The organism is Parafrankia sp. EAN1pec (genome assembly GCF_000018005.1).
GTDB classification, from domain to species: domain Bacteria; phylum Actinomycetota; class Actinomycetes; order Frankiales; family Frankiaceae; genus Parafrankia; species Parafrankia soli.
In genome coordinates this window covers 8,035,113-8,061,022 of sequence record NC_009921.1, presented here as the reverse complement: position 1 = coordinate 8,061,022, position 25,910 = coordinate 8,035,113, and the positions used below count along the sequence as shown (strand labels likewise).

The following is a 25,910-nucleotide window of genomic DNA, read 5'->3' as shown; positions in this document are numbered from 1 at the left end:
GGTGGATGCTCGCCCAACGAGCACCTGATGAGGTCCGGGTCAGTGTGGCTGACGCCGCCACACCGAGGGGCTGACGCCGCGGCCCCGCTTGAACGCCACGCTGAGACCCGCAGGCCGTCATTGCCGCGGCTACGGGCCCAGCCGCCCCGCCCGTCCCAGCGGCTCCGCCCGCGGCAAGCGTCACGCCTCCGGAGACGTCACCACCTGCCGGATGACGGCGTTCAGCGTCTGAGGACGGCGTGCGCGGGTCGATGGGTCGCACTGCACATCCGGCACCGCTGCACCTGTCCCCCGTTGGTGCCGCTGGCGACTACGAAGCGTGCCGGGACAACGTAAACCACACGGCGATACGACCGGCGGCGCGACGGCCGCTGTTCCCAGGCCGGCTACGGTGTTCGCGTGGGACTTCACCTGAGTCAGATCGCCGAGGCGGACGAGCTGCTGACCAACGACCCGCTGGCGCTGTTGATCGGGATGGTGCTGGACCAGCGGGATTCGGAAAGAACGAGCGAAAACGGACGTTCGGTGCCCGCTTAAATGTGCAGGGTAGTCGTCGGGGTGTCGTTTGCTCTTGCAGGTGGAGGTAAAGACTGGACGGAAGGTCTCAGGCCTCCTTGAAGGGAACATCGTCCCGGTTCAGAACCTTGATCACTGCCTCGTATTGACTTTCGTCCACCACCAGCATGGCCAGTCGCTGTGCCCGTGAAGCGGCTACGTACAGCACACGCCGGGTCTCGTGGCTGGTGCCGCGGTTCCAGTGGCCGATGCCCTCCTGGATACCTCCCCCGCGTGGCTTGGGGATCACCACGGCGACGGCAGGCGACTCCAAACCCTTGTAGCTGTGGACGGTGGACCATGGCAGCGCTGCTATGTTGTCTGCAGCAGGGGGGTGCTTCCACTCGTCGCTTTTCTGCGCTCGCAGCTTCGTGGCGATGGACGGGAATCGCTTGTCCCATCCGAGGGCTGCAATACCGCTCTTGGGTTGCTCCCGAAACTCCCACGGCGTTACCTCATATGGCGCGACGCGCCAGGCCAGGCGTAATGCGCCAGAACGGAACTGCCGCTGACTCGGCCCGCAGACATCTCGGGAACTCTCTGGGGCCGGACCTCGTGACGAGGTCCGGCCCTCGTCGTCTCAGGACGATGCTGGGCCGTCGGAGCTGGTGGCGGCCTGTTTGACGGCGTCGAGCCTGGCCAGGACCTCCGTGAGGCGGTCCTCGACGCGGACCAGGACGGCGAGGATCTCCCCGCTCGTCGGCTCACGTGCTTCGTAGTCTGTGGCCCGGGGGCCGGAGAGCAGGACGCGGATCAGGTGGTCGTCGGGCCAGCCCAGGGCGCGAGCGATCGCGATCAGGGTTCTGTTCCGCACACGACGGCCGGCCGCCGACCCGGGGCCGGCGGCGGCACAGCCCCATCGGTAGGTTCTGGCCGACCGCGACGCTGCGGCCGTCGAGGCTGATCGGCCAGCTACGCGAGCTCAGTCTTCCGCCCTGTCGCTCCTCCCGTGCGGGTCCCCCGAGCAACCGCGGAGGGGGCCAGTAGGCGGTCGACCAGCGTGTCGACGCAGGCGGGGGTGAGCGGCCCCGCGCCGAACAGGACGCGGATGTACATCGGGGCCAGGATGTGGTCCAGGACGTCCATGCCGTCTGGTGGGTGCTCGCCCCGGTCGCGGGCGCGATCCAGCATGCCCTGTAGTTGGCGGCCGCGTTCCGCCAGGAACGCATCCCGCGCCCGCACGCCGGCCTCTCCGGCCGACGACAGGGCGATGACCAGGCGTAGCACTGCCAGCCCGTCGGGGCCGGTGAGGTCGCGGGCGACGTTGGCGGCGTAGGTGCGCAGGTCCTGCTCCAGGCCGCCGGTGTCGGGGATGGGGGAGGTCGTGGTCAGCCACGTCATCGCCACATCCGCGAGCAGGGCCTCGAGGGTGCCCCAGCGGCGGTAGATGCTGGTGTCGGCCACGGTGGCGCGGGTGGCGACGTCGCCGACTGTGAAGTGTCCGTAGCCGCGTTCGGCGATCAGGTCGGTGGCCGCCTGGTGCACCGCGGCGCGGATGCGGGCGCTGCGCCCGCCGGGCCGGCGAGTCGGCCGCTGTTCCAACATGCCACCACCTTAACGCAGCCCAAACTTGCGTTTGCCTGGTCCGATGCCATACATTACCCCTAATGCAGCCCGTGACTGCTTTAGGGGTGATCGCGAGGTTCCTGTACTTCCCCCACACCCCCCTGCCAGTCCGGCGCCCAGCGCCTGGCCTTCGCCCGCGTCTACGACTGGCTCGACGACGTCCCGGCCAAGGCAGCCTGAATCACCTCAACCCCGGGGACTACGACATGACCAGTGTGATCAACCAGATCGACCGTGCCCTCGACATGACCGCCGCCATCGTCAAGGGCATCACCGACGACCAGCTCGCCGCCCCCACCCCCTGCCCGAAATGGGATGTGCGCACAGAACTCAACCACCTGGTGGGCGGCATGCGGATCTTCGCGGCCGAGCTCACCACGACCGACGCCGGCGCCGACCACGACGCCGACTGGCTCGGTACCGGCCCCCAGGCCGCCTTCGCCACCGCGGCCGACCTCGACCGCGCCGCCTGGCACCGCCGCAATGCGCTGGACACGACCGTGCGCCTGGGGTTCGGCGCCGTCCCCGGGCCGATGGCTGCCCTCATCCACCTCACCGAGGTCCTGGTCCACGGCGCCGACCTGGCGATCGCCACCGGCCAGGAGCATCTCGTCGACGAGTGCGCATGCGGCGAACTGCTCACGACCACGCACGGCATGGACTTCGACGTCTTCCGCCGGCCTGGCATGTTCGGCCCCGCGGTCTCCGTCTCGGCCGACGCCCCCGCCCACCGGCAGTTGCTGGCCTTCCTCGGCCGTGCCCTCCCACCGCACTGACCTACGGCTCCTCCACCCGTTCGGGTACCGCGAACGCCACCCCACCAGAACGCCGGCACCCCCGCGAAAGCCCCGCGTCCGTGGCGTTGGGCGCCTCGTTCGCGCCGGATGACGCGGCGACGGCGGCGGGATCGAGCGCGCGGTCAGCTCCGCCACGGAGACGGCGTCGAACCCGCGCCGCCAGAACTCGAACATCGCTGGTCCGCGCGTCACACGTGCGCGCCAGACAGGCGGCGTAGACGTCGCCTGAGGTGGCGTTGCTCGGCGAGGCTGACGGTGCCGACGATGGCTCGCCGGTAGGCCCCGGCCGCGTCGTCCGTCCTGCCGGCCCGCTCCAGGAGGTGGGCGCGTACGGAGTCGATGCGGGGAAGGCCAGGGTGGTCGGCTTCCAGCGCGTCGATCCGGGCGAGGGCGACATCGATGCCGTCGACCATGGCCTGGGCGACGATGCTGTTGAGGGTGACCGTGGGGTTCTGGTGGCCGGTAACGATCTCAAGAAGCCGGTAGAGCGCGAGGATCTCGTCCCAGTCGGTTGTCGCGATGTCGGGGGCTTCGGCATGCAGAGCCGCGATGCAGGCCTGGAGCAGGTAAGGGCTGGGTTCGGCACCCCGGGCGGCTTGCTCGACGAGCGCGATCCCTTCGTTGATCAGCTCCTGGTCCCACAGCGACCGATCCTGCTCGTCGAGTGACGTCAGGTGCCCGTCCTGCGCCACCCGGGCTGGGTGGCGGGCCTCGGTGAGCAGCATCAGCGCGAGAAGCCCGGTGGTCTCGGTGGACTCAGGGACGCTGCGACGAAGGAGCCGAGCCAGGCGAATCGCCTCGGCGGCGAGACCCGCGTCGCGGGGAGGCGCTCCGGCGGTCGTGTGGTGCGCCTCGGCGAACATCACGTAGAGCACGTCGAGTACGGCAGTGACGCCCTCGCCCGCGTGTCCGGGCGGCGGCAGCGGCCGGCCGAGTTCGCTGACGCGGCGTTTGGCCCGGGTGATCCGTTGGGCGATGGTGCGCTCGGGGAGCTGGTAGACGTTGGCGATCTGGGCGGTGGTCAGCCCGGCGACCGCCCGGAGGGTCAGCGCTACCTGTCCGGAGCGGGGCAGGTCGGGGTGGCAACACAGCTGGAGGACCAGCAGCGAATCGTCCCGGTGAACGGCCTCCGGCATCACCGGAGCCTGCAACGACGCGACGCGCGCCTCGCGGTGTCGGCGCCGGGCGTCAGTGCGGGCACGGTCGGCATACCGGCGGCGGGCGGTAGCGATCAGCCAGCCCAACGGGTCGTCCGGAAACCGCGCCGGCCACTGTTGGTACGCCTGCAGGAGCGCCTCCTGGACGGCGTCTTCGCACAGGTCGAACTGGGCGCTGCCATGGCTGCGCAGCAGCCGGGCGAGGGCCTGTCGCGCGAGCTCGCGCCACTGGCCCCCGCCGAGGGGTTCAACTGGGATCATCCCTCTCCCAGATCGGCGAACATCACCGGCCGAAGCTCGAGAGCGAGGCCGGGAATGTTGGCATCGGGGATCTGCAGGGCCAGCTCCACCGCCCGGGCCTCGTCCTCGACGTCCAGGAGATAGAAGCCGCCCATGAACTCCTTGCTCTCGACGAACGGTCCGTCGGTCACCTCGGGCTGTCCCCCGGAGCTGCGAATGATCTTCGACTGGCTGGGGTCGGCGAGGGCCTGAGTCGCAATGAACTCACCGCGCTCCTTGGTGGCGGCGATGAACGCGCTGTGTCCCTTCTGGATCCGCGCCTGCTGGTCGTCGGTGAGCTGCTCCAGCACAGCTGGGTCCACCTGCATGATGATCAGATACTTCACGATCTCCTCCTTGGTGGAGCGGCCACCCGCGTGGCGGCTCACCAGGTGGTCGTCGCCGACATGGCTGCCGCGACACTACGCAGCCGAAATTCTCCGCCGTCGTTGTCGCGCGGGGCGCGTCGGCGACGACCACCTGTCAGGCGGCCGCGACAGGCGGGTGCCCACGCTCAAGGAGGCAGGCCATGACGCAGCGGGTTCGGGTCCACTGCTTCAACGTCACGAGGGACGGGTTCGGGGCAGGCGAGGATCAGAGCTTCGAACGCCCGTTCGGCCAGGCGGCACCCGAGGGCTCGACGACTACATCGCCCGCGACTTCACCCGCAACATCGGCGCGGAGATCATGGGGCGGAACAAGTTCGGTCCGACCCGCGGCCCCTGGCCGGACCACGAGTGGAAGGGCTGGTGGGGAGACGAGCCTCCCTTCCACACGCCGGTCTTCGTGCTCACGCATCACCTTCGACCGTCGTTCACCCTGAGCGACACGACGTTCCACTTCCTCGACACGACGCCGCACGAGGCGCTGAAGCAGGCGAAGGCCGCTGCGGCCGGCCGGGACGTGCGCATCGGCGGTGGCGCCACGACCATTCGCGAGTTCCTCGACGCGGACCTGATCGACGAAATGCACATCGCCGTCGCTCCGTGTGAACTCGGCAGTGGTCTCCGCCTCTGGGACAGCCCGGACGAGCTGACCGACCGATTCCACGTGGAGCGCGTGCCAAGGCCGAGCGGAGTCGTGCACCACTTCTTCTGGCGGCGATAGGTACTGGCGGCGGCAGACGCCGGCCGAACGCCGCCCCCACCAGGCGTCCGGCCGGCCACCGCGGCATGGCCGGCTACTGTCACGGTGTGGGACTGCACCTGAGTCAGATCGACCAGGCCGACGAGTTACTGACCAATGACCCGTCGAGCATCGGCGCTTAGCCGAAGAAGCAGGATGCGGGATCGAGAAGATCAACACGCTGTCGACCCGAAATGTGTGTGACACGTCCGCAACCGCTTCTGGGCGGCGGTGCGCGAGTACCTGGAGATCTTCGCGGAACGACCGAAAGTGGCGCCGCTGTGGTTCAGCTACTGGATCGATGTCGGTCACAAGGAGCGCCTGGACACGATCGACCGTATGCACCAGCAGATCATCGCCCTCCTGCGGGACCTGCTGGCTGACATTCCGGTTGAGGCCCCGGCCGCCCGGGCGCACGCGTTGTTCTCCTATCTCCTCGGCACCATAGTCCAGCAGGCGGTGAACCCGCTGCCGTTCGAGCGGCTCCGGCCGGAGATTGCCGCCGTGTGTCAGCTCGGGTGAGTGTTCCTGGTCGAGTCGGCGTCCGTGTCGTACCGCATGGACCACCCCGCCGCGGCGCCAGTTCATCGACCACGTTGAAGGCGAACCCGTGTCGATCGGCGGCCTTCGTCACGCTCGTCATCTGAAAATGATGGCCGCGATACAGCGGGCGACTGCGTCTGCGTTCGGCGGACCAAAGCCTGCGTGGTGACTTTACCGTGGTTACGGTTGGCGTCAGTGACCTTCTGACGGGCGGTGACTACACGGCGATCTGACCGACGGCGCGATGGCCGCCGCGACAAGGTCGGCTACGGCGGGAGATCGCGATCCGGCGTTGTTCGGTGAACATCTTCAGGAGCCATTCGGCCGGGCCGTGGCAGACCTCGGCGGTACTGCTCACGCCGCTGCCAGGCGCACGCCTACCGCCGTCGGCGAGATCTCGGCCGCACCGCGGTACGTCCGGCGGCAGTCGCCAGCCGCGGCCGGGGTGGTACGACATCGCGGGACCAGCTGGTCCACCTCGCCGTCCAGATGGCGGACTCGGACGGGATCAGGGCAGTGTCCGTGCGTTCGGTGGCGTTCCAGGCCGGGCTCACCACGGACCAGATCTACCGGTGGGTTCCTAGCCGGGACGACCTGGTCGGCGCGATGGTCGAACGGGTCGTCGCCGACAGCCGGTCGTGGGCCGCCGTCGGCGCCGGAGCCGCGCATCCCGAGCTCGCGCACCCACGCGACTATCTGGAACGCTCTGCCCGCGATGAGTGGGCCCTCTACCGTCGGCACCCATGGCTGTTGGCCGTTCTCGTGACCACCCGGCCGCCGACGCCTCCCGCGCTGTTGGCGATGGTCGACCGCACAGTGGCCGTCCTGATCGGCGCCGGACACGACTCGGACGACGCCTTCAGCGCCTACCTGACCTTGAGCGGGTACGTGCAGGGAATGGCGCTGCTGCACATCGCCGAACGGGCCGAGCTGCACGCGGGTGCCGCCGCCTGGGACACCTGGTGGTCACCCGACCCGGCCGAGGCGGGCAGGGTGACGTCGTACTCAACTCGGGTCTGAGCCTCGCTCGCTGACGGCACGTTCATAGGCGCGCAGGGTGCTGACGACCAGGTGGCGTTCAGCCGGGGTCAGTGGTCGGAGCGCCTCCCGCCACGCGGCGGTGCCCGGGCCGAGCCATCCCTCGATCGCCGGGCGGCCCGCGGCAGTGATGCTGACGATCCTGCGCCGGCGGTCGTCGGGGTCCTCGCGGCGATCAACGATCTTGGCTCGGTCCAGGTCGGCGATCATGAGGCTGACCGTTGTCGGCGCGACCTCAAGCCGTGTGGCCAGGGCGTTGACGGTGGTGGGGCCGTCGAGCAGCAGGTAGGACAGCAGCGACAGATGCCGTGGGCCGAGCGCCAGACCAGCCAACTCGGCGGGTGGTGGCGTCCGCTTCGCCCGCCCGACCAGCTGCGGCATCAGTAGCAGCAGCGCGCGGACAGCCTGGTCCACATCGAGTTCGTCCTCGCTCCGGCTTGACATCGTCTTCCCCGCTCTGATTGCCTTTGCAGGCAAAGATACTTTGCTTGCAAAGGCAATCTTGTTCTCGCCACTTGCATGATCGGAGGGTCATGACCATTCTTGTCACCGGCGCCAGCGGGAACATCGGGTCGCGTCTGGTCGCCACGCTGGCCGGGTCGGGCTACCCGGTCCGCGGTTCGTCCCGCGACGCGACGACCCTACGGCTGCCTGCCGGCGTCGAGCTGGCCGAGCTCGATCTCGCCGACCCGGGTCCGTCCGCGGCGAAGGTGCTGCGAGGGGTCGAGGCCGTGTTCCTGTACCCGGTGATCGGTACTGTCGACGCCTTCGTAGCGGCGGCCGTGGACGCCGGCGTGCGTTACGTGGTGCTGCTGTCCTCGCCGGCGGCCTACGAGGTCGGGGAGTTCAACCGGCCCATCGGGCAGATCCACCGGGCGGTCGAGCGGGCTGTGGTCGACTCGGGTCTCGAACACACGGTGTTGTATCCGAGCTGGCTCGCGACCAACACCCGGCGCGACTGGGCAGATCAGATCCGGACCAGCGGGCGGGTCGCGATGGCGTTCGCGGACGCCCCCGTCACGCCGATCCACCCCGACGACATCGCCGAGGTCGCCGCCCACCTGCTCACCAGCGAGACCTTCCGCTCCCGGATGCAGATCCTCACCGGGCCGCGGTCGATGCGCATACGGGACGCGGTCGCGATCATCGGCGACGTGCTCGGTGCCGACGTGCCCGTCGACGACGTGACCCGGGGGCAGGCACTGGACCTCGACCAGGGCCGGATTCCCCGTTCAATTCTGGAAACCCTGCTCGACGTAGCCGCGGCGACCATCGGGCAGACAGCCCCCGTCACCAACACGGTCGAGCGGATCACCGGTCACCCAGCCCGGTCACTGCGCTCCTGGCTCGAAGCCCACCGGAGCGACTTCCAACGCGGCTGACCCCTCCGTCGGGCCAAACTGCGCCCGGGGGACATGACAGCATCGCCGGTGCTGCCCTCGACCGGCGGCTGCGGGACAGGGCGCTGTTCCTTGGGTGCTACGGGTGCGAGATCCGCACGCTCTCCCAGCAGGTCCGGCCGCGGGACCGATGAGAAATGGCGGCGCCGACGGTCTGACTATCGTCCGCCAGGTGCCTGCGACCGTGGCAAGGGAGAACAACCTATGAGACCGCTCCGATACTCGATCAACGTCACCCTCGACGGCTGCTGCGACCACCGGGCGGTGATCCCGGACGAGGAGCTGCATCGCCATCACGCCGCCAACCTGGAACGAGCCGACGCCCTGCTCTTTGGCCGGGTGACCTACCAGATGATGGAGGAGGCGTGGCGGCAGTCGGCGACGGGAACATGGCCCGACTGGATGGCTGGCTGGATGATCCCCTTTGCTCAGACGATCGACAGGGCAAAGAAGTACGTCGTGTCGAGCACCCTGGACCGGGTCGACTGGAACGCGGAACTCGTGCAGGGCGACCTGGGGAAGGCCGTCGAGCAGCTCAAGCAGGAGCCTGGCGGAGCCCTGGCCGTGGGAGGCGTGACCCTCCCGCTGGCCTTGGCGGACCTGGGATTGATCGATGAGTACGAGTTCGTCGTGCAGCCCGTCGTGGCGGGCCACGGGCCGACGTTGTTCGCCGGCCTCAGCGAGCGGCTCGAGCTGAAGCTCGTGGGACGCCAGGAGTTCCGGTCAGGGGCGGTCGCTCTGCGGTACGAGCCCAGCCGAGTCACGGCCTGAAGGCCGCGTCGCCGAGGTAACGGTCGCCGGTCGTCGTCAGGATCACGCTGTCCGCGCCGAGCGCGTCCAGCGCGTAGGTGACGTGCTGGATCGCCAGCTCGACGTGGAAGGTCGCGACGCTGGCGAAGAACCCGAACCGGTTGCGATGGCCGGTGAGGACTGCGGCCAACGACTCGTTGCAGATCCGGACGCGCTCGCTGGCCGGTGGATGTAGCCCGCCGCGAACATCACCGCGGTAGCCTTGAAATTGCACCACCTGGATGCCGACAGTGCGCGCGACCGGCGCCGGTCCGCCAGCCACCCTCCGCAGTCTCACAAAAATGCACTCACGATCCGCCACCGCCAACGCCGCGCCGCCTCAGCGGAGCCGGGCCATCAGCGGAGCCGGGACATCAGCGGAGCCGGGACAGTGCGGCCGTCACTCCGGCTCCGTAGAACTCGGTGGGGTCGAGGTCGGCGGGGTCGTCGAGGCCCAGCCATTCCAGCCGCTCGTGGTGCTCGGGATGACTGGGATCGTCCAGGATCTGCAGGAGCGCCTCGTAGCCCCAGATACCGCCGCAGTCCTCCGGCGGGGCCGCGCGACGCCCGCCGGTGCAGCGCGGATACCGGACAGATGGGCTGCGTTCGAGGATCTTCTCCAGAGCGATCTCGTGTTCCCAGGAGTCGCCGAAATCGTAGGTATAGCTAATCTTTGCTTTGACGTCGGGAAGCACCTGCTCCAGCGACACCGACTTCTCGTCGCGGTGGCCAAGATCCACGTCCGGAGTGCCAAATCTGCCGTAAGGCGTCTCGAAGACGTGCAGATGGCTGTCTTCCCAGTCGAACGCCAGTTGGATGATCGTGTGCAGGCGTGCCAGGTTGGTGTCGGCTGGCACCTCCAGCCGTCGCCAGATCGGTGGTTTCGTGCCGCGCAGCCCGACCTTGACCTGGTAGACCGGGGCCTGCTGCCCCTTGCCCCGCCTCGGCTTCTTTGGGAGCGGTGGCGTCGGCGGACGGCCCGTCGCCGGCAGGCCGCGCCATCCGGTCAGGTTCGCCAGGGCGAGCTCGGCGGGGTTCGCCCCCCGCTCGTTCAGCATCTTTACGAGGTCGGCCATACCGCCGAGCGCGTCGATTCCCTCGTCCCCGTCGTCATCCGCGTGCGGCGCGGGTGGCCTCCGCGGGGTCGGTAGCGTCGCGAGGCGCGACCGCAGCACCAGCGCCACGGCCTCGTACGGCGGCCCGCCCTCGCCGTCCTCCTCCCCGAAGGGGATCTCGTCCTCGTCGCCGAACCGGAGAAAGGAGGCAGCTTCCCCGTCGTCCCCGTCGAACGAGAGCTCGTCGTCGTGCACCGCCCGCGCATTCAGGGCGTTCTCGACCTGCCAGCGGAACTCCTCGGCGTCTAGCGTCTCGGTTCGGAGCCTGACCTTGTTCTTGCGAGCCTCCGCGGTGACCCCCTCCAGAACCCTCGGAAGATCCTCGGCCGGGAGGACGAGGAGGTCTCCGGCCTCACCGCAGGCCAATGGGTCGACGCACACCAGGAACGCATGGCGCCGACCAGCCCGCTCGACCGTGCAGCTCAGGAAGACGGCGATACCTTCGTCGTCGCACCGGCGCTGGAAGTCGCCGGCCAGCGGCGGCACCGTAAGCTCGTCCGCCCACTGCGGCAGGGAGACCCCGGCCGCGGTCAGCCGGCCGGCGGCGGCATCCGCCGTGGCACTGACCGGCCCTGGCACGACGGCACCTATCGCCAGCAGCACCGCAAGAGCGTCCCCGGTCGCCGCGGTCTCCAGCCGCGGCACGATCTCCTCAAGGAATGCCTCCCCGACCGAGCCATCGGTGAGGTCATCGAGCACGGCGAACGTCGCACCGACCACCTCCGCCATCAGCGGGTCGTCGCTCTCGCGGAGTACCCCGCCCATGCTGAGCATGTCGGTGGTGAACGCGCGCAGCTCCGCCTCGCGGTCGTCATGAGGCCGCGGAGACTGGTTCCGGATCTCCGGCACGGAGGACGGCGCGGGCCGCGACGCGCGTCTGGCTGGCGCCGGGCCCTTGGAAGAGGGCTTCTTCCTGTCGTTGCGACCGCGGCTCACGGGGCTCATGTCCTCAGTCTGCCCTGGGCGTTGTGCCGTCATGCGGCCGGCACGGTCTGCCCCGCGCCCTGTGCCTGATCGACCTGACGGCGGGGACCGGCCACGCCGGCGTAGGCGAGGGGCCTTGGCTGGGGGTGCTGTGAGCACCGTCGAGACAGATCCGAGCCGGCATCGGCCCGCACATTGCCCGTTGACCTGGACAGATGCTGGCGAGGATGGTCACGCCGTAGGGGGTTGTCTCGCTGCGTGGCCCGCGGCTGCCCGGCTGAGGGCGAGGCCGCGCCTTTGCTGATCACGGCCGCCGGCGCGGCGACCGTGTCGATACGGGTCGCCGTGGCCGCCGCCCCTGGAGCGAAGGACCACAGTGGGCGACCGTGTCAGCGTTTGACGGGCCGGAGCCTGCACCAGTAGCGCGGAAATTATTTCCTCCCCGCCGTCCTCCGGGACTGGCGGGGCTATTTCTAGATCGGCTATCGTCATGACTCCGCGAGTCGCTGTCTTCATCGGCTACCAGAACGTCCACTTCTCGGCGCGCAGCAGGTTCGTGTGCGCCGGCGCACCTGGCCAGCATGGTCACGTTGATCCTGTGCGCATGGCGCGGCGGATCGTCGGTAGGCGACGACTCGGTGGTGAGCTCGCGGCCGTCCGTGTCTACCGCGGCCGGCCGAGCCCCGATCACCAGCCGGCGGCGGCGAGGGCCAGCGACCGGCAGGCCGACCGCTGAGCCCGTGACCTTCGTGTGTCGTTATCCGCCGACAGCTCCGCTACCCGAAAGCATGGCCTGCTGAGCCTGCGCAGGAAAAGGGTATCGACGTCGCACTCGCCGTGGATTTTGTGCGCCTTGTCTGCGAGGGCGCGTACGACGTCGGCGTCCTGTTCAGCCGCGACACGGACCTCGTACCCGCACTGGAGACCGTCCGCGATCTTGATAGGCATGTGGAGGTCGCTACAGTAGCTGGAAGGGCACGAGCCGACTCCGCTTTCCCGATTCACAGCTTTCGTGGTGCCACTACCTGGACGTCGACGACCCCTGCCTGCCATGCTCCGTCGCCGGGCTGTCGATGCGGTTGGATCGGTAGACCTGCCGACCTGCTGTTGGAAGACTAGAATCTCTGCTGTTGGTAGAGTATGGATGTGGTCGACTATCGGCGCCGTGTCCTCGACGGCACACTGGACGCACTTCAGCCGCATCTTCGCGCTCTGTCGATCCACGGGCCGAAGGCAGTCGGCAAGACCGCGACCGCGATGCGGCGTGCAGCGTCGATCATCGATCTCAGCCTTCCCGGCCAGCGTGAGATCGTGGCCGCCGATCCGACCATCCTGACTCGGCTGCCGGGGCCGGTCCTCGTCGACGAGTGGCAGCGCCTTCCCGAGGTGTGGGACCACGTGCGGCGCGCGGTCGACGCCGGCGCGCCGGCCGGTCATTTCATCATCGCGGGCAGCTCCGCACCGCGAGGGGCGGTGGTTCACTCGGGCGCCGGGCGGATCGTGCCCCTGCGGATGCGCCCGCTGAGCCTGGCCGAGCGAGATGTCGACAGGCCGACTGTGAGCCTCGCTGCGCTCCTCGACGGAAACAGCGACATCGGCGGTGCCACCTCGCTTCGGCTGACGGACTACGTCGAAGAGATCACGGCATCGGGCTTTCCCGCCCTCCGCGGCCTGCCGTCGCGGGCGCGTCGGGCTGAACTGGACGCGTATCTGGACAACGTCGTTCAACGGGAGTTCCCCGAGCAGGGCTACCCGATCCGGCGACCGACGGTGCTGCGCGCCTGGCTCGCCGCCTATGCCGCCGCCACGTCGACGACGACGGCCTACTCGAAAATCCTGGATGCGGCGACGCCCGGCCTAGGCAACAAGCCAGCCAAGGAGACCACGCTCGCCTATCGTGACGCCCTGTCGTCGCTGTGGTTGCTCGACGCAGTACCACCGTGGATTCCCAGCCGAAACCATCTCGAGCGGCTCGGCCGGTCCCCCAAGCACCACCTGGCGGACCCCGCGTTGGCCGCACGGCTGCTCGGACTCGACGACTCCGCGCTGCTGAGGGCCGAGCAGGGCAGCACCGTCCTGTCGGCAGGCACGATCCTCGGGGCCCTGTTCGAGCACCTCGCCGCGCTCAGCCTCCATACCTACGCCGAGGCCACCGAGGCCCGGGTGGGCCACCTGCGCACCCAGAACAACGACCACGAGGTCGATCTGATAATCGAGCGCTCGGACGGCCGCGTGCTGGCGGTCGAGGTAAAGCTGGCGGACCGGGTCGAAGACTCCGACGTCAGACATCTGAACTGGCTACGAGAACGCATCGGAGAAGATCTGATCGATGCCCTCGTCATCTATGCGGGCGAGCACGCCTACCGCCGACGTGATGATGTCGCCGTGGTCCCACTGGCACTGTTCGGTCCGTGACCCACTCGGGCGGGTGGCGTTGCGGGTTCTGTTCCGGTCCGACGCTGCGGTGTGCCGGCGCGCAGCGCGTCGCGGAAGGCTGTGATGACGCCCTCGCCTGCCGGGCGGGCGCGGAAGTGGGCCAGCAGGTCGTAGTCGGCGGCGTCCCACAGGACCATGTCGGGCTTGGTCGGGAAGTGCCGGAAGCAGGTCCGCGCCGCGACCCCGACCTCTTCGGCGGTCAGGTCAGGCCCAGTGACCTGACCAGGTCAAGCATCTCGGCTCGGTGCAGCGCGGCCGGGTTGCCTGCGACCGGATGGATGTGGCCGTCGATCTCCAGTGCCACCAGGCCGTGCATTCGGCCCCAGACGCGCAGCGCGAGCGCTGCCGCGGCGGGTGGCACATCCGGAAGGTCTGCCTGGATCTTCGCGACGTAGTCCGGGTGAAGATCGGACCACGAGGTGTCCTCGGGCTGGTGGTGCCGGGCGTGGGGCCATGCGATGGCCACCAGGCGGGTGAGGTCGCGGCACACCCGGCGTGCCGTCCGGTCCACCGGCCCGTCGTCGGGGGGCTGGTAGCCGGGGATGGGGTGGCCGTAGAAGAGCCGGAAGCTCTCCGGGTGAGCCAGCGCCCATTCCCTCAGGGCCTGGCCCCAGGCCATCAGCCTGCCGCCGGGATCGGTATCGGGCACTGCGTTGCTGGCGGTCTCCACGGCCTCTGCGAGCGAGGCGGCGATCCCGCTGATCAGTGCCGTGATCAGGTCGTCTCGGGTGGAGAAGTAGCTGTAGATCGCGCGTGGGGTCATCCCCATCTCGCGGGCGATGCCGCGCAGCGAGATCGCCCCCGGCCCCCCGTCGGCCATCTGTCGCAGCGCGATGGCCTTGATCTCCCGGCTGGTCTCCGCCCGCAGCCGCTCCCGGCGGCTCATCCGGGCGTCGACGCTTTCGCCCTCGTCTTTGCTCACATTGACCAGGTTACAGTGGTGCATTAGTCTTCGGCGTAACATAAGTATACGCCGTTTCCAAGAGGCAGGAAAACCAATGTCCGCTTACGTCATCGTCGGAGTCGACGTGCTCGACGAGGAGGCCAGCCTGGCCTACGCCGCCGTGGCCCAGCCGTCCGTCCTCAGCCACGGCGGCCGTTACCTCGTGGCAGGCCCCACGCCCGAGCCCGTCGAGGGCACCTGGGACTCCTCCCGGTTTCTGGTCATCGAGTTTCCCGACATGGATCGGATCCAGGAGTGGTACGACTCCCCCGAGTACCGGCGGGCCCGAGAGATGCGGAAGAGCGCAGCTCGGGTGCGGATGCTGTTTGCCGAGGGCTCGCCGCCCGAGGGCTTCTCCCTCCCGGCCTAGGCTTGTGATCATCAGCGCCAGGGGTCAGCCGGAAAAGCGATGACGTCGCTGGGGCGGGCGAGACTTGGCGAGCAAGTCCGGCCGGCTGTCGCGGGGTGCCTGCCTTGCGGCGGGCTTGGTCGGGAGGCCTGCTGACGGGATGGGCTCAAGCGCGCTCAACCCGCGGGTGAGGACCGCTTGCTGGCGGAGCGTTCGTAGGCCAACCCGCGCTCGGCTTCGGCGGAACCCGATCACCAGCCGGAGGCCGCGAGGGCCAGTGACCAGCAGGCCGACCGCTGGGCCCGTGATCCTCGGGTGGTCGTTGTCCGCCGGCAGCTCCGATACCCGAAGGCATGACCGGCCGAGCCTGCGCAGGAAAAGCATCGACGTCGCTCTCGCCGTGGATTTCGTGCGCCTTGCCTGTGAAGGCGCCAACGACGTCGGCGTCCTGACGTCGGCGTCCTGTTCAGCCGGGACACGGACCTCGTGCCCGCGCTGGAGACCGTCCGCGGCCTTGGTGCTCATGTGGAGGTCGCGAGCTGGAAGGGCACGAGCCGACTCCGCTTCCCCGACTCACAGCTTCTGCCACTACCTGGACGCCGACGACTACGAAGCTTGTCGGGACTACACCGACTACACGGCGATCTGAACGACGGCCCGGTGGCTGCTGCGGAGCGGTCGGCTACGGTGATGCCGTGGAACTGCACCTGAGCCAGATCGCCGAGGCGGATGATCTGCTGACCAATGACCCGCTTGCCCTCCTTATCGGCATGGTGCTGGACCAGCGGGTTTCGGAAAGATGGAGTGGGACAGCACGTTCCGTGTGCGCTTGATCCCCTGGCGCAGCGGTTGGATGTCGCGCGTCGCAAACGTCACCGCGTTAGCCTTGAGGATGTACTACGTGGATGCGGACGATGCACGCGACCGCGCCGGTACGCCAGCCACCCGTCGCGGTCCCCATCCGCCGGTCATCGGACAGCAGGCAGGGCCAAAGGGGGGAAGGGTGGTTGGCCTACCAGCGCCTCATCACGATATCCGGCTCGGGTCGTCAGGCCAGCTCCGGAGCCTGCTGATGGCGTCAACCTCGGTCAGGACGGTGCGGAACGCATCGGATCGCCGCGGGTAGCCGGCCGGAAAGGTAAGCGCCGGGTGGAACACCCATCATCGTGCGAAAGTCGGTGTTCAGGTGCGACTGGTCGTGGTAGCCGAGTTCGGTCGCCACCCTCGCCCAGGGGGCCTTCCCCGCAATCGCGAGTACCTTTCGCAGGCGGTCTATCCGGGCGAACTGTTTGGGCCCGAGGCCGACGGCGTCGGTGAACAGATCACGCAGGCTCCGTTCGCTCACATGGAGCCGAGCCGCCGTGACGGACACCTGTTCCGGCCTGCCGTCGGTGGTGCCGTGGTCGGTCAGCAGCTGGCTCGCGCGGTGCGCCAGGTCGGCGCGGGCCCGATGTCGAGGCGGCAGGGCCGAGAGCATGCTCGTGAGCGCCTGCTCGATCCGGCCGAGTAGGAACCGTTCATCGATCCCGGTGGGATCGGAACCGGCGGCGGCGATTTCCCTCGCCAGCTGGGTACCCGGTTCGCCCCACAGCTCGCTCAACGGAACGATGCGCTCGCGAAGGCCAGCCACTGTGTGTCCCAGCAGCGAGGAGGCGTGACCGGGTTGGATCCTGGCGCTGACACAGAACGGACCGGGCTTGCCGACATGGTACAGCGCACGTGTGCGTGGTCCCATGACCACCAGATCGGTGTACTCCCCCGGGAAGATGCGCAGGGCCAGGGCGGCAGAATGATCCGGCGGCTCGACGACCGTCCCTTCGCCGTCGTGGATGGGAATCGTCGTGACGCTGATGTCGGAGATCCACGGCCGCAGGGCACCTGATATCGGGATTCGACGCTCGTCGATGCGCACGCGCCTACCGTAACCGGCCGCGTACCGGAACGGGTCTGCCGAAACTTCCTATCGGCTATGGCGTCCGCCCGGACATCGTCATGGCCGTGATCCTGGTAACCGGTGCCACCGGCACCATAGGCGGCAAGGTACTCGACATCCTGGCGGCTCGCGGCCAGCGTGTCCGGGCTGTGACCCGTGATCCGAGAAAACTACCTACGCGTCCGGGAGTGGAGGCTGTCCGGGCCGATTTTGACGAACCCGCGTCGCTCCGGCAGGCGGTGGCCACGGTCCAGGCAATGTTCCTGCTCACCGTGCTGGCCTCTCCCACTCCGCGCCACGACCTGGCCGTGCTCGACGCGGCACGATCGGCCGGAGTGCGCAGGGTGGTGAAACTTTCCGCCATCGGCACTGGCGAGAAGATCGGCCCCGACGTGGTCGGGGCGTGGCATCTGGTGGCCGAGCGAGCGGTGCGAGACAGCGGTATGGGGTGGACCGTGCTGCGCCCATCCAGCTTCGCGTCGAACACCCTGCAATGGGTCGACGCGATCGGCAAGGGACAGCCCGTGCCCGATCTCACCGGAGCAGGCCGGCAGGGAGTCGTCGACCCCTACGATGTCGCCGCCGTCGCGGTCGAGGCCCTCCTGTCGCCAGCACACGTCGGCAAGATCTACACACTGACGGGACCAGGGCTGCTGACCGTGGCCGAACAGGCCGACTGTCTGTCGCGGGTGACGGGACGCCGGGTCGACACCGTCGCCGTGAGCCTCGAGCAGGCAGCCGATCAGATGCTCGCCGCCGGGATGGACAGGTCCACCGTCGAGGTGATCATTACCGGCTCCGCCTGGGCGCGCGCCGGCCACAACGCCGTCCTGACCGACGACGTGGCCGCGATCCTGAACCGTCCCGCCACCAGTTTCCAGAGCTGGGCCTACCGGCACGCCGTGCCTTCGGCCCCCGCAGGGCCGCCGCGGCGCCCGCAGCCAGACCCACGACGCCGCCGATGGCCCAGCCTCGGGTGGCTGCGACACTGACGAACGACCCGTTGGCGCTGCTGATCGGGATGGTGCTGGACCAGCGGATCCCGGGAAGAACGAGTGGGAGTGGGCGGGACCGCCGCGCGTCATGACAAGGTTGCCGTCAGTGGCGAGGCGTCCGCGGGTGAACCGGATGGTGGCCGTCCCTCTCGCCGGAATGCGCCCGGCGGGACGCCGAACTCGCGCTTGAAGGTCTTGGCGAAGGCGAACTCCGACGAATAGCCGCAGCGCCGGGCCACCGCAGGCAGCGGTGAGTCGGTCTCCCGCAGCAGCCTCGCTGCCATGGTCATCCGCCACCAGGTCAGGTACGCCAACGGCGGCTTGCCGACGAGTGCGGTGAACCGCTGCGCGAAGACCGTACGGGACAGTCCGACCCGCGCGCCGAGCTCACGCACCGTCCATGGCATTTCCGGTTCGGCGTGCATCGCCCGCAGCGCCGCGCTCACCGCGGGATCCGCGAGTGCCGCGGACCAGCCGGTCGACGAGCCGGTCGACGAGCCGGTCGAATGATCGTCGAACCAGGCGCGAAGCATGTAGAGCAGCAGGAGGTCGAGCAGTGCGGACATGCTCGCGGCCGCACCCGCGCGAGGCTCGGCGAGCTCGGCGCCGAGCAGATCCACCGCGGCCCGCAGCCTCGGGTGATGCCCGACCCGCGCGGGCAGGTGGATGACGTCGGGTAGGTCCGCCAACAGCGGGTGCAGACGGAAGCGGTCGAACATGTAGGCGCCACAGAGCAACTCGGTGACGGTCCGGCCGCCCGGGCCGGACCCGCCGTATCCGTCCGCATGCTCGCTGGGGATCGGCCCGTGGGGGTCGGCCCGGAAGTCGGTGAGCGGGCTGGCCGGATCATCGGCGAGGGCATGCCCTGGTTCTCGAGGCAGTAACACGATGTCACCGGCGGCGAGCCGGAGTGGCCTGGCGCCCGCCCGCAGCAGCCAGCAGGTGCCCATGAGCACGATGTGGAATCCCGCGCCGTCGGTCGGGGGGAAGCGGATGCCCCAAGGCGCCCACAGGCGGTTGCTGTTCGAGTGAGGACGACCCGTGCGCAACATCGTGACCGCGTCGCTCAGCACATCCATCGCCGAACCTTACCCAGCATCCGCATGGCCGGACGATCGAACATGAAGGCGGGACATCTAGACATGGATCGTCCCGCTGAGCCGGTCCTACGGTCGATCTCGACAGCGGCATCCGAAGCTGGGAGACGACATGAAGATCGCACTCAATGGCGCGAGCGGATTCACCGGCCGCCTGGCGGTCGCGGAACTCGCCCGCCGCGGCATCGACGCGGTGCTCGTCGGGCGCGACCCCGAACGGCTGCGTGCGGCCGCGGCCGGTACCGGCTTCGAGGTCCGGATCGCGGACATCGGCGACCAGGACGCATTGAGGTCCGCGTTCGGTGACGTTGACGCGGTTGTCAACACGGCCGGACCGTTTGCCCGACTCGGCGCACCTGTCGTGCGCGCCGCAATCGCTGCCGAGGCGCACTATGTCGACACGACCGGCGAGCAGCAGTACATCAGCGATGTCTTTGGCGCCTTTGCCAGCGCCGCCGCGGATGCTGGCGTGACGATCGTTCCGGCGATGGCCGACGACGGCGGCCCGAGCGACTTCATCGGCCACCTGGTCGGAGAGGCCGCCGGGACGGTGGACGTGATGACAGCGGCCCTCTGGTACCGCGACGGTGGCTTCAGCCGCGGGACGCTGCGATCGCTCGACCCGGACCTGCTGTTCGACGGCGCACTGCGGTATGAGAACGGCGGCTGGACGACGTATGCCGAGCCGAGTCGTCTGAGCTGGCGCTTCCCGGGCGCGGCCGACGCCGTGCGAGTGGGGAAGGCCGCGCTTCCACCGGTGGTGACGGTGCCGAGGCACGTGCCAGTCAGGAGCATGGAGGGTCTGCTCGGCGGGTCTTTCGACCAGCTGACGGGCGGGATCGAGCCCGCGTTCATCGACTCGCTGCCGGAAGGGCCCGACGACGCGCAGCGGAGACAGTCAAAGTGGACGATCTGCGTTGAGGCGGTCACGTCTGCTGGACGCGCCGCGTTCGGCGAGGTCGAGGGCACAGACGGGTACGGAAAGACCGCGGTGATCGCGGTGGAAGCGGCGCGCAGGCTGGTGGTGAACGGGGCCAATGCTGGTGTCCTGGCGCCGTCGCAGGCATTCGATCCGGAATCGTTCCTGGGTTTCCTGTCGGGACACGGCGTGCGCTGGCTGGTCACCGAAGGCTGAGCCAGGGCGACGACCAGCGCCTTTGTACTACTCCGCGAGCCGGCGACGGCTCGGGCAGACTGGAGTCGACGTGATCCCGGCGTCGGACGGGGCCAGCCCGCGCCGCGTAGTGGCTGTGGTGCCAGTACTCGGGCGCCGTCGACTGCGAGGTGTGCCGGGACGACGCGGAGCCGCCCGGCGAGCTGACCAGCGTCGCCGGCCATCGAACGCGGTCGGCTACGGTTGTGCGGTGGGACTGCACCTGAGCCAGATCGACGAGGCGGACGAGCTGCTGACGAACGATCCGCTGGCGCTCCTTATCGGCATGGTTCTGGACCAGCGGGTATCGGAAAGATGAAGCGGGACCGGGCAACCCAGGTTGAGGTCAGGTCCCTGCGGCTCGGGCCTGGACGGGGGCGGGCCTCAGACCGGCATCGTCGAAGGGCGGATAGTCCTCGCTCCCCATGCGCTCGGCCGCGTCAATGTAGTTGACGAGCGCGTCGCGGGATCGGGCGAGCCTGTCCATCTGATCGTTCAGTCGCTGTAGCCGCGCCCGCATCGCGGCCAGCAACTCGGGGCAGCCCGGCAGCTCCGGGGTCTCTCCGACCGCACAGGGCAGCAGATAGGCGATGTCCTCGGATGACAGGCCGGCGCCAAGCAGGTGCCGGATCTGGTTCACCCGTAGCACGGCATTCTCGTCGTATTCGCGGTAGCCGTTCGCGCGACGGCGTGCCGTCAGCAGGTCCTGGGCCTCGTAGTAGCGCAACTGATGGGCGTTGACGCCCGTCCGACGACTCAGTTCTCCGATCCGCACCGAACCTCCTCGACTCTCGCTTGACCTTCAGACCGGTCTCAATGTTGACGATGCTGCCATGAGCGATGGCACCGATACCCCCGTGACAGTGATCGGACTCGGACTGATGGGCCAGGCACTCGCCGGCGCCTTCCTGAAGGCCGGGCATCCCACGATTGTCTGGAACCGCACGACCTCGAAGGCCGACCATCTGGTGGCCGATGGCGCGCGGCTGGCGCCGACGATCGGCGAAGCGCTGGCGGCGGGCGTCCTGGCGATCATCTGCGTCACCGACTATCACGCCGTGCGTGAACTGCTCGACGCGAGCGACGTTGAGTTGGACGGCGCGATGTTGGTCAACCTCACCTCGGGCGACTCGACCCAGGCCCGGGAGGCTGCCCTGTGGGCCGAGCGGCGTGGCGCGCGTTACCTGGACGGCGCCATCATGGCCATCCCGCCGGCGATCGGGACCGCCGAGGCGGTGATCCTGCACAGCGGATCGCGGTCGGACTTCGAGGCGCACGCATCCACACTCGGGGCGCTCGGCACGGTCAGCTACCTCGGTGCGGACCACGGGCTGGCGTCCCTGTACGACGTCGCTGGCCTCGCCATGATGTGGAGCGTCCTGAACGCCTGGCTCCAGGGCACAGCCCTGGTCAGGACCGCCGGTGTCGACGCCGCTACGTATGCGCCGTTTGCGCGGCAGATCGCTGCCGGTGTGGCCGAATGGTTGCCTGGCTACGCCGAGCAGATCGACAGAGGTGCCTTCCCCGCCGAGGTGTCGGCCTTGGAGACCGACGCGCGGGCGATGGAGCATCTGATCAAGGAGAGCGAGGCGGTGGGTGTCAACGCCGAACTACCCGGGCTGATCAAAGCGATCGCCGACCGCTCGATCGCCGCTGGGCATGGTAAAGAGCAGTATCCCGTGCTGATCGAGGAGTTCAGCAAGTCCCGGGGCGGCTGACCCGCCCCGCCAGGCCGGGGCGGCTGGTTCGCTCCGGCGGCGGCGCCAGGCCGCGGATCGGGCTCGCCGCGCGTTCTGGCGGGTGAGCGAGCGACGTACCAGACCACCGCGGTTCGGCGGCCGGGCCACACCCTGGGGCGATCTGTTCGACGCAGCCTGCGGCGGCCGGGCGGTCGGTCTGGTCCCCGCCTCGATCGCCAGCGCGCAGCGATGGCCGGCCCTGGCGTTCGTCGAGGTCACGGACATTCCAGGCTCGGACGTCGCCATCGCCTGGAACCCGGCCGCCGTACCCGCCTCCGCCCGTCACTTCATCGATCTCGCCACGACACTCGCCGCCGGCCAGCCATCCAGGCGAAGACGTGGCCGAGGCCAGGACCCGGGCCGAATCCGCGCGACGCGAGGCCGCCGCGACGGTTCGGCTACGGTTATGCCGTGGGACTGCACCTGAGCCAGATCGAAGAGGCCGACGAGCTGCTGACGAACGACCCACTGGCGCTGCTGATCGGCATGGTTCTGGACCAGCAGATCCCGTTGGAGCGGGCGTTCGCGGCGCCGTACGAGCTGACGAAACGGCTCGGGCGTTCGCTCGACGTCACCGAGCTTGCCTCCTACGACCCGGACGAGCTGGCCTCGGTCTTCTCCCAGCAGCCGGCGCTGCACCGGTTCCCCGGTTCGATGGCCAAGCGGGTGCAGGCGCTCTGTCAACTGATCGTCGACAGGTACAACGGCGACCCGGCCGCGGTGTGGGCGACCGCCGCTGACGGCAAGCAGCTGCTCCGCCAGATTAGCGCCCTGCCCGGCTTTGGCCAGCAGAAGGCCAAGATCTTCATTGCGCTGCTCGGCAAGCAGCTCGCCGTCACCCCACCCGGCTGGCGCGAGGCAAGCGACCCCTTCAGCGAGGATGGCAGCCTCCGCTCCATTGCCGACATCACCAGCCCCGAAACCCGCATCCAGGTCCGCGACTTCAAGAAGCAGCTGAAGGCTGCGGCGAAGACCGCAGCCTCTTGACCCACAGGTTTGTGGGCGAGCTTCCCGCCCTGTCCGCACGGCGTCCGCTGGGCGGCCAGGGCCGTCCGATTGCGTCAGGCGCCGTGTTGACTCGCTGTGGTCGCTGTCCAGCGCTCGTTCCCGCGTGTGAGTAGATGTGTGACACTGTAAGTTGTGGTGGACGGCCTTTGGTGGGACCAGGAGGACGCGGAGTACATCCGGCGTCGGTCTGATCGTTATCCAGGCGCGACCGACATCGAGCCTGCGTGGACCTTGGAGGCAGTGAAGGATCCGCGGAGGATCGTTCGTGACCCGGACCCGAGGAGCAGGATGGGTGCGGCTCGTCTGATCGGGTACTCGCGCAGTGCCGGGTTTGTGCTGACCGTGATCGTCGATCCGGTCGACGAGGCTGGGATCACCGCGTGGAAGACCCGCGGAAGCGATCTTCGAGACTACCTGGAGGGGGAGAGCAGCGGTGACTGATTCGTCCAGGCGTGCTCGGCGCGACGCGATCCGAGCCGAGTACGCGGCCGAGGAGGCCGAGGCTGCCGAGGCGGAGGCCGTCGAAGCCGAGCAGGCAGTCGTGTCCGTGCGGGTTCCCGCCTCATTGGCGGAGGCTCTCAAGGCCCGTGCGGCGGCCGAACACCTGCCGACCTCGGCGTTGGTCCGGCGCATCCTTGCTCGGGCGGTCCAGAGCCCCGATGCTCCTGTCGTGAGCGTGGAGCAGGTCGAAGAGATTGTGCGCAGGGTCCTCCGTGAATCAGCGTGATCTGCGGTCCGCAAACAGTCCGCAGAACGCCGGAAAATGGCCCACATCAATGGCAACTACTGAAAGCGAGAACCGCAGGTCAGATGGCCTGCCGACCGAATAGGTGCAGCTCGGATGACTACGCTGTGGCACGAAGCAGATGAAAGCCGCTGCTAAGGTATCCGCCGTCTGACCTACCGTTTCGCTGCTTCAGTAGCCGGCTGCGAGGGAGTCCGCGACCCGCACCAGCCGCCTGGCGAAGTCGTCGATGGTCGCGGGGCGCAGCTTGTGGTCTTGGGTGCTGAGCAGTTCGTGTCCGTGTGCGCTCCACAGCGGGACCGCGTCATCGCAGTGTGCCCGCAGGAGGTCGGCTGGGAGCTGGAAACTCTCGGCGGGGCCGGCCGCCGTCTCGACCTTGAACTTGCGGTCGAACTGGTCGTCGCCGGTCTCGCGACCGTTGGACAAGCCGACCGAACGGGCGGCCCGCGATCCCAGGCCTCTGGGTTCCACGGCGATCTGGGGGACGGGTCGGGGCAGTCGGACCACGTGGACGGTGAGGTCGTGGGTGACGGTCCTGGTTTCCCAACGCGTCTCCCACTTCGTCTGGTACTGCTTGCCGACCATGACCTGACGGGCGTGTTGGACGGCTTGCTGGTGTTGGGTCTGCCACCAGTAGTGGGCGACAGTCACCGGATACGTGTGGGCGACGCCGGTGACGGTGCCCTCCACTTCGAGTCGTACGCCGCTGCGTACTCCCTTGGGAAGCCGGCTGGCCCACGCCCCGCCGCCGCCTTCACGGAACCGCCAACCGCGTGCCGCCGCCCATTCGGCCACCGTGCGGGAGTAACGCCGTTCCACCGCGCGGTTCAGCGCGACGATGACAGCTATCACGACCACAGCGGCGACGACTGCCAACACGATCAACGGCGCCGGGTCGGTGCTGCTCTCCATTGATTACCTCCGATGTCCCGGTGAGTGGCGCGTGGCCGTGACGTACGACCTGATTCCCGGACACGTGCCGTGCCGGTCACGATTCAAACGGGCAGTACTGAAAGCTGGTCGATCTGGATCCAGCCGTCCCGGCCCAGCCCCCAGAATCCGCAGAAGACCGTGACCGACGTGCGGTTCCCTGGGTTGAAGGGTTGGATGATCTCCTGGTACTGACCGGCCGGGCTAGGCCCGAAGTGCTGCTCGTCCGGCGGCCACAGGCCGGACATCCGCACTCCGAAGAAAGCGGTATTAACGTCGGCGCCCACGCCGTGACCAGAGGTGCGGATCCATCCCCGCAGGACGTAGTTCTGGTTCGGAGTCACTGGGATGGTCTGGAGAACCGCGTTCCAGTTTTGGCTGGACGTGCGAATCCAGGCGTTGTTGTGATTGTCGAACCCGGGGTTCCTGGCCAGCCCAAGATTGACGTCCACGCCCTTTGCGTCGGGACCTTCGGTGGTCCAGGGTGCTCCGATACGGGAGCCCTGCCACTCGAAGCCGCTGTCCAGCAGGCCGTCGATCCGGACGTCTCGGGAGCTGTTGGCGCCGGTGAAGCGGAAGGGTGCGGCCGGGTACGTCTGGCGGAGGGTCCGCGGCGCGCCGTTGGATACTTGGTACTGGACTGTCACCGAGTCGAGATTCCAGTTGTCGGGGCTCTGGAACGGGTTGCCCGCCAGCGTCGTCACGCCCAGGCTGACGGTGGTGATTTCCTCGGCCAGAATGCCGGCGCCGAAGTGTTTCACCAGATCGACGCCGACTGTGTGACGACTGTTGTTCGACCAGTTCGAGCTGAGGTTGACATTGTTGATGGAGCGAAGGCTGTGGGCCCGAGTGTCGATCGAGATGTTGAGGTCGCTTCCGCCGCCCCTCAGGTCGTCACCACCAGTGTCAAAGGTGAGGAGCAAGCACGGCGCTACGGTCGTGCAGTCGTTGAACTCGCTCGGGCCGCCCGCCGTGCTGGCGGGGGCGAAGCCGACAGCGACAACGGCCGTCGCCGCGAGCAGCGACGCGAGCCGTCTGAGGTCGGGCATTGAGAAGCCTCCTGTGGTCTGGTGAACGGTTGCCGCCGACTGCTGGTGACCGTCGAATATCCGGGCGGTGCGGCGAGCCGGCGACGTGATCTCGCCGTCCACCAGAAGCCTCCGGACGCCGGTTGCAGGCGGGTTGTACGGCGGTGGCGGCCCAGTCGCAGGGTTCGGGAGGCCGTGACGTCAGCTTGATTCGGTGCACGCCGTGATTCAGCGCACCGGGCGACTTGTCTGGCCGGCTGTTGCCT

Annotated in this window: 31 protein-coding genes and 3 pseudogenes; 20 read left to right on the top strand and 14 right to left on the bottom strand. The window is 68.6% G+C overall.

Translation table 11 applies throughout. From position 1 onward, the window contains the following. The first annotated feature begins 399 nt into the window (after nt 1–399). Nucleotides 400–537 (top strand): hypothetical protein, encoded by a 138-nt coding sequence (locus tag FRANEAN1_RS42680; RefSeq protein WP_020464037.1) that lies wholly within the window; start codon nt 400–402, stop codon nt 535–537. A gap of 67 nt (nt 538–604) precedes the next feature. Here the strand turns inward: FRANEAN1_RS42680 and FRANEAN1_RS42675 are convergent, their stop codons facing one another. From FRANEAN1_RS42675 to FRANEAN1_RS33065, 3 genes are all read right to left on the bottom strand, one after another. Further along, on the bottom strand, nt 605–808 hold the full coding sequence (locus FRANEAN1_RS42675) for a hypothetical protein (RefSeq protein ID WP_347176855.1): 204 nt from the start codon (nt 806–808) through the stop codon (nt 605–607). Between the two features lie 327 nt (nt 809–1,135). Then, entirely contained in the window at nt 1,136–1,369 is a 234-nt protein-coding gene (locus FRANEAN1_RS33070; RefSeq protein WP_020464035.1) for a hypothetical protein, read from the bottom strand. Between the two features lie 98 nt (nt 1,370–1,467). Then, complete coding sequence (locus FRANEAN1_RS33065; protein ID WP_020464034.1) at nt 1,468–2,100, bottom strand: TetR/AcrR family transcriptional regulator; 633 nt, start codon at nt 2,098–2,100, stop codon at nt 1,468–1,470. Between the two features lie 227 nt (nt 2,101–2,327). On the opposite strand from FRANEAN1_RS33065, the gene FRANEAN1_RS33060 reads away from it, so the two are divergent. Then, nucleotides 2,328–2,897, top strand: coding sequence for a TIGR03086 family metal-binding protein (locus FRANEAN1_RS33060; protein ID WP_020464033.1), 570 nt, complete (start codon nt 2,328–2,330; stop codon nt 2,895–2,897). Nucleotides 2,898–3,106: 209 nt separating this feature from the next. On the opposite strand, the gene FRANEAN1_RS33055 is transcribed toward FRANEAN1_RS33060, so the two are convergent. After that, nucleotides 3,107–4,336 carry a sigma-70 family RNA polymerase sigma factor gene (locus FRANEAN1_RS33055; protein WP_020464032.1) on the bottom strand — a complete coding sequence of 410 codons (1,230 nt, stop codon included), beginning with the start codon at nt 4,334–4,336 and terminating at the stop codon, nt 3,107–3,109. Beyond that, complete coding sequence (locus FRANEAN1_RS33050) at nt 4,333–4,701, bottom strand: YciI family protein (RefSeq protein ID WP_041256794.1); 369 nt, start codon at nt 4,699–4,701, stop codon at nt 4,333–4,335. Before FRANEAN1_RS33050 ends, FRANEAN1_RS33055 begins: the two co-directional genes overlap by 4 nt. Nucleotides 4,702–4,883: 182 nt before the next feature. Between FRANEAN1_RS33050 and FRANEAN1_RS33045 the strand changes: the two are divergent. The 3 genes and pseudogenes from FRANEAN1_RS33045 (at nt 4,884) to FRANEAN1_RS33035 (ending at nt 7,042) form a co-directional block, all read left to right on the top strand. Beyond that, nucleotides 4,884–5,461, top strand: a pseudogene (locus FRANEAN1_RS33045) (dihydrofolate reductase family protein). Between the two features lie 240 nt (nt 5,462–5,701). Further along, nucleotides 5,702–6,001: pseudogene (locus FRANEAN1_RS33040) on the top strand (TetR family transcriptional regulator C-terminal domain-containing protein); the annotation flags it as partial. A 510-nt stretch (nt 6,002–6,511) separates the two neighbouring features. Beyond that, the gene (locus tag FRANEAN1_RS33035) at nt 6,512–7,042 is read left to right on the top strand and encodes a TetR/AcrR family transcriptional regulator C-terminal domain-containing protein (protein WP_049795816.1); all 531 of its coding nucleotides are present in this window, start codon (nt 6,512–6,514) and stop codon (nt 7,040–7,042) included. Here the strand turns inward: FRANEAN1_RS33035 and FRANEAN1_RS33030 are convergent. Beyond that, nucleotides 7,028–7,504: a MarR family winged helix-turn-helix transcriptional regulator gene (locus tag FRANEAN1_RS33030; RefSeq protein ID WP_020464027.1), complete on the bottom strand. Its 477-nt coding sequence runs from the start codon at nt 7,502–7,504 to the stop codon at nt 7,028–7,030. The genes FRANEAN1_RS33035 and FRANEAN1_RS33030 overlap by 15 nt on opposite strands. A gap of 89 nt (nt 7,505–7,593) precedes the next feature. Here FRANEAN1_RS33030 and FRANEAN1_RS33025 point away from each other — a divergent pair, with 89 nt between their 5' ends. Both FRANEAN1_RS33025 and FRANEAN1_RS33020 read left to right on the top strand, forming a co-directional pair. Further along, nucleotides 7,594–8,442, top strand: coding sequence for an NAD(P)H-binding protein (locus FRANEAN1_RS33025; protein WP_020464026.1), 849 nt, complete (start codon nt 7,594–7,596; stop codon nt 8,440–8,442). Between the two features lie 222 nt (nt 8,443–8,664). Beyond that, nucleotides 8,665–9,231: a dihydrofolate reductase family protein gene (locus FRANEAN1_RS33020; protein ID WP_020464025.1), complete on the top strand. Its 567-nt coding sequence runs from the start codon at nt 8,665–8,667 to the stop codon at nt 9,229–9,231. Here the strand turns inward: FRANEAN1_RS33020 and FRANEAN1_RS33015 are convergent. Then, a complete protein-coding gene (locus tag FRANEAN1_RS33015; protein ID WP_157472883.1) occupies nt 9,221–9,487 on the bottom strand; it encodes a hypothetical protein in 267 nt (88 codons plus the stop codon). The genes FRANEAN1_RS33020 and FRANEAN1_RS33015 overlap by 11 nt on opposite strands. A gap of 136 nt (nt 9,488–9,623) precedes the next feature. Next, nucleotides 9,624–11,309, bottom strand: coding sequence for a plasmid pRiA4b ORF-3 family protein (locus tag FRANEAN1_RS33010; protein WP_020464023.1), 1,686 nt, complete (start codon nt 11,307–11,309; stop codon nt 9,624–9,626). Between the two features lie 469 nt (nt 11,310–11,778). Between FRANEAN1_RS33010 and FRANEAN1_RS41780 the strand changes: the two genes are divergently transcribed. The 3 genes from FRANEAN1_RS41780 (at nt 11,779) to FRANEAN1_RS33000 (ending at nt 13,703) form a co-directional block, all read left to right on the top strand. Then, nucleotides 11,779–12,024, top strand: a complete 246-nt coding sequence (locus FRANEAN1_RS41780) for a hypothetical protein (protein WP_157472882.1) — start codon at nt 11,779–11,781, stop codon at nt 12,022–12,024. Nucleotides 12,025–12,125: 101 nt separating this feature from the next. After that, complete coding sequence (locus FRANEAN1_RS39915) at nt 12,126–12,407, top strand: hypothetical protein (protein WP_347176854.1); 282 nt, start codon at nt 12,126–12,128, stop codon at nt 12,405–12,407. Between the two features lie 27 nt (nt 12,408–12,434). Continuing rightward, nucleotides 12,435–13,703, top strand: coding sequence for a DUF4143 domain-containing protein (locus FRANEAN1_RS33000; protein WP_157472881.1), 1,269 nt, complete (start codon nt 12,435–12,437; stop codon nt 13,701–13,703). Between the two features lie 220 nt (nt 13,704–13,923). Here FRANEAN1_RS33000 and FRANEAN1_RS32995 read toward each other — a convergent pair whose 3' ends face one another. Further along, on the bottom strand, nt 13,924–14,610 hold the full coding sequence (locus FRANEAN1_RS32995) for a TetR/AcrR family transcriptional regulator (protein WP_041256789.1): 687 nt from the start codon (nt 14,608–14,610) through the stop codon (nt 13,924–13,926). A gap of 112 nt (nt 14,611–14,722) precedes the next feature. On the opposite strand from FRANEAN1_RS32995, the gene FRANEAN1_RS32990 reads away from it, so the two are divergent. After that, nucleotides 14,723–15,037, top strand: coding sequence for a DUF1330 domain-containing protein (locus tag FRANEAN1_RS32990; protein WP_020464020.1), 315 nt, complete (start codon nt 14,723–14,725; stop codon nt 15,035–15,037). Nucleotides 15,038–15,711: 674 nt separating this feature from the next. Beyond that, on the top strand, nt 15,712–15,849 hold the full coding sequence (locus tag FRANEAN1_RS42670) for a hypothetical protein (RefSeq protein WP_020464019.1): 138 nt from the start codon (nt 15,712–15,714) through the stop codon (nt 15,847–15,849). 245 nt (nt 15,850–16,094) lie between these two features. On the opposite strand, the gene FRANEAN1_RS32985 is transcribed toward FRANEAN1_RS42670, so the two are convergent. After that, complete coding sequence (locus tag FRANEAN1_RS32985) at nt 16,095–16,928, bottom strand: helix-turn-helix domain-containing protein (RefSeq protein WP_020464018.1); 834 nt, start codon at nt 16,926–16,928, stop codon at nt 16,095–16,097. An 80-nt stretch (nt 16,929–17,008) separates the two neighbouring features. On the opposite strand from FRANEAN1_RS32985, the gene FRANEAN1_RS32980 reads away from it, so the two are divergent. Further along, complete coding sequence (locus tag FRANEAN1_RS32980) at nt 17,009–17,941, top strand: NAD(P)H-binding protein (protein ID WP_020464017.1); 933 nt, start codon at nt 17,009–17,011, stop codon at nt 17,939–17,941. An 89-nt stretch (nt 17,942–18,030) separates the two neighbouring features. On the opposite strand, the gene FRANEAN1_RS32975 is transcribed toward FRANEAN1_RS32980, so the two are convergent. Next, complete coding sequence (locus tag FRANEAN1_RS32975) at nt 18,031–19,023, bottom strand: AraC family transcriptional regulator (protein WP_020464016.1); 993 nt, start codon at nt 19,021–19,023, stop codon at nt 18,031–18,033. A 130-nt stretch (nt 19,024–19,153) separates the two neighbouring features. On the opposite strand from FRANEAN1_RS32975, the gene FRANEAN1_RS32970 reads away from it, so the two are divergent. Next, the gene (locus tag FRANEAN1_RS32970; protein WP_020464015.1) at nt 19,154–20,176 is read left to right on the top strand and encodes a saccharopine dehydrogenase NADP-binding domain-containing protein; all 1,023 of its coding nucleotides are present in this window, start codon (nt 19,154–19,156) and stop codon (nt 20,174–20,176) included. 229 nt (nt 20,177–20,405) lie between these two features. Then, nucleotides 20,406–20,501 (top strand): annotated as a pseudogene (locus FRANEAN1_RS44315) (Fe-S cluster assembly protein HesB); the annotation flags it as partial. Nucleotides 20,502–20,540: 39 nt separating this feature from the next. Here FRANEAN1_RS44315 and FRANEAN1_RS32965 read toward each other — a convergent pair. Further along, nucleotides 20,541–20,969 (bottom strand): MerR family transcriptional regulator, encoded by a 429-nt coding sequence (locus FRANEAN1_RS32965; protein WP_020464014.1) that lies wholly within the window; start codon nt 20,967–20,969, stop codon nt 20,541–20,543. Between the two features lie 58 nt (nt 20,970–21,027). Here FRANEAN1_RS32965 and FRANEAN1_RS32960 point away from each other — a divergent pair, with 58 nt between their 5' ends. The 5 genes from FRANEAN1_RS32960 to FRANEAN1_RS32940 all read left to right on the top strand — a co-directional run bounded on the left by FRANEAN1_RS32960 (nt 21,028) and on the right by FRANEAN1_RS32940 (nt 23,668). Next, complete coding sequence (locus tag FRANEAN1_RS32960; RefSeq protein WP_020464013.1) at nt 21,028–21,912, top strand: NAD(P)-binding domain-containing protein; 885 nt, start codon at nt 21,028–21,030, stop codon at nt 21,910–21,912. An 82-nt stretch (nt 21,913–21,994) separates the two neighbouring features. Beyond that, nucleotides 21,995–22,360: a hypothetical protein gene (locus tag FRANEAN1_RS32955; RefSeq protein ID WP_049795815.1), complete on the top strand. Its 366-nt coding sequence runs from the start codon at nt 21,995–21,997 to the stop codon at nt 22,358–22,360. Next, nucleotides 22,345–22,920 (top strand): HhH-GPD-type base excision DNA repair protein, encoded by a 576-nt coding sequence (locus FRANEAN1_RS32950; protein WP_020464012.1) that lies wholly within the window; start codon nt 22,345–22,347, stop codon nt 22,918–22,920. Before FRANEAN1_RS32955 ends, FRANEAN1_RS32950 begins: the two co-directional genes overlap by 16 nt. Nucleotides 22,921–23,229: 309 nt before the next feature. Further along, a complete protein-coding gene (locus FRANEAN1_RS44310; RefSeq protein ID WP_347176853.1) occupies nt 23,230–23,382 on the top strand; it encodes a hypothetical protein in 153 nt (50 codons plus the stop codon). Beyond that, nucleotides 23,375–23,668, top strand: a complete 294-nt coding sequence (locus tag FRANEAN1_RS32940; protein WP_020464011.1) for a ribbon-helix-helix protein, CopG family — start codon at nt 23,375–23,377, stop codon at nt 23,666–23,668. Before FRANEAN1_RS44310 ends, FRANEAN1_RS32940 begins: the two co-directional genes overlap by 8 nt. Nucleotides 23,669–23,857: 189 nt before the next feature. Here FRANEAN1_RS32940 and FRANEAN1_RS32935 read toward each other — a convergent pair whose 3' ends face one another. Together FRANEAN1_RS32935 and FRANEAN1_RS32930 are read right to left on the bottom strand one after the other, a co-directional pair. Continuing rightward, nucleotides 23,858–24,598, bottom strand: a complete 741-nt coding sequence (locus FRANEAN1_RS32935) for a hypothetical protein (RefSeq protein WP_020464010.1) — start codon at nt 24,596–24,598, stop codon at nt 23,858–23,860. A gap of 83 nt (nt 24,599–24,681) precedes the next feature. Further along, complete coding sequence (locus tag FRANEAN1_RS32930; protein ID WP_157472879.1) at nt 24,682–25,767, bottom strand: hypothetical protein; 1,086 nt, start codon at nt 25,765–25,767, stop codon at nt 24,682–24,684. Nucleotides 25,768–25,910: the final 143 nt, after the last annotated feature.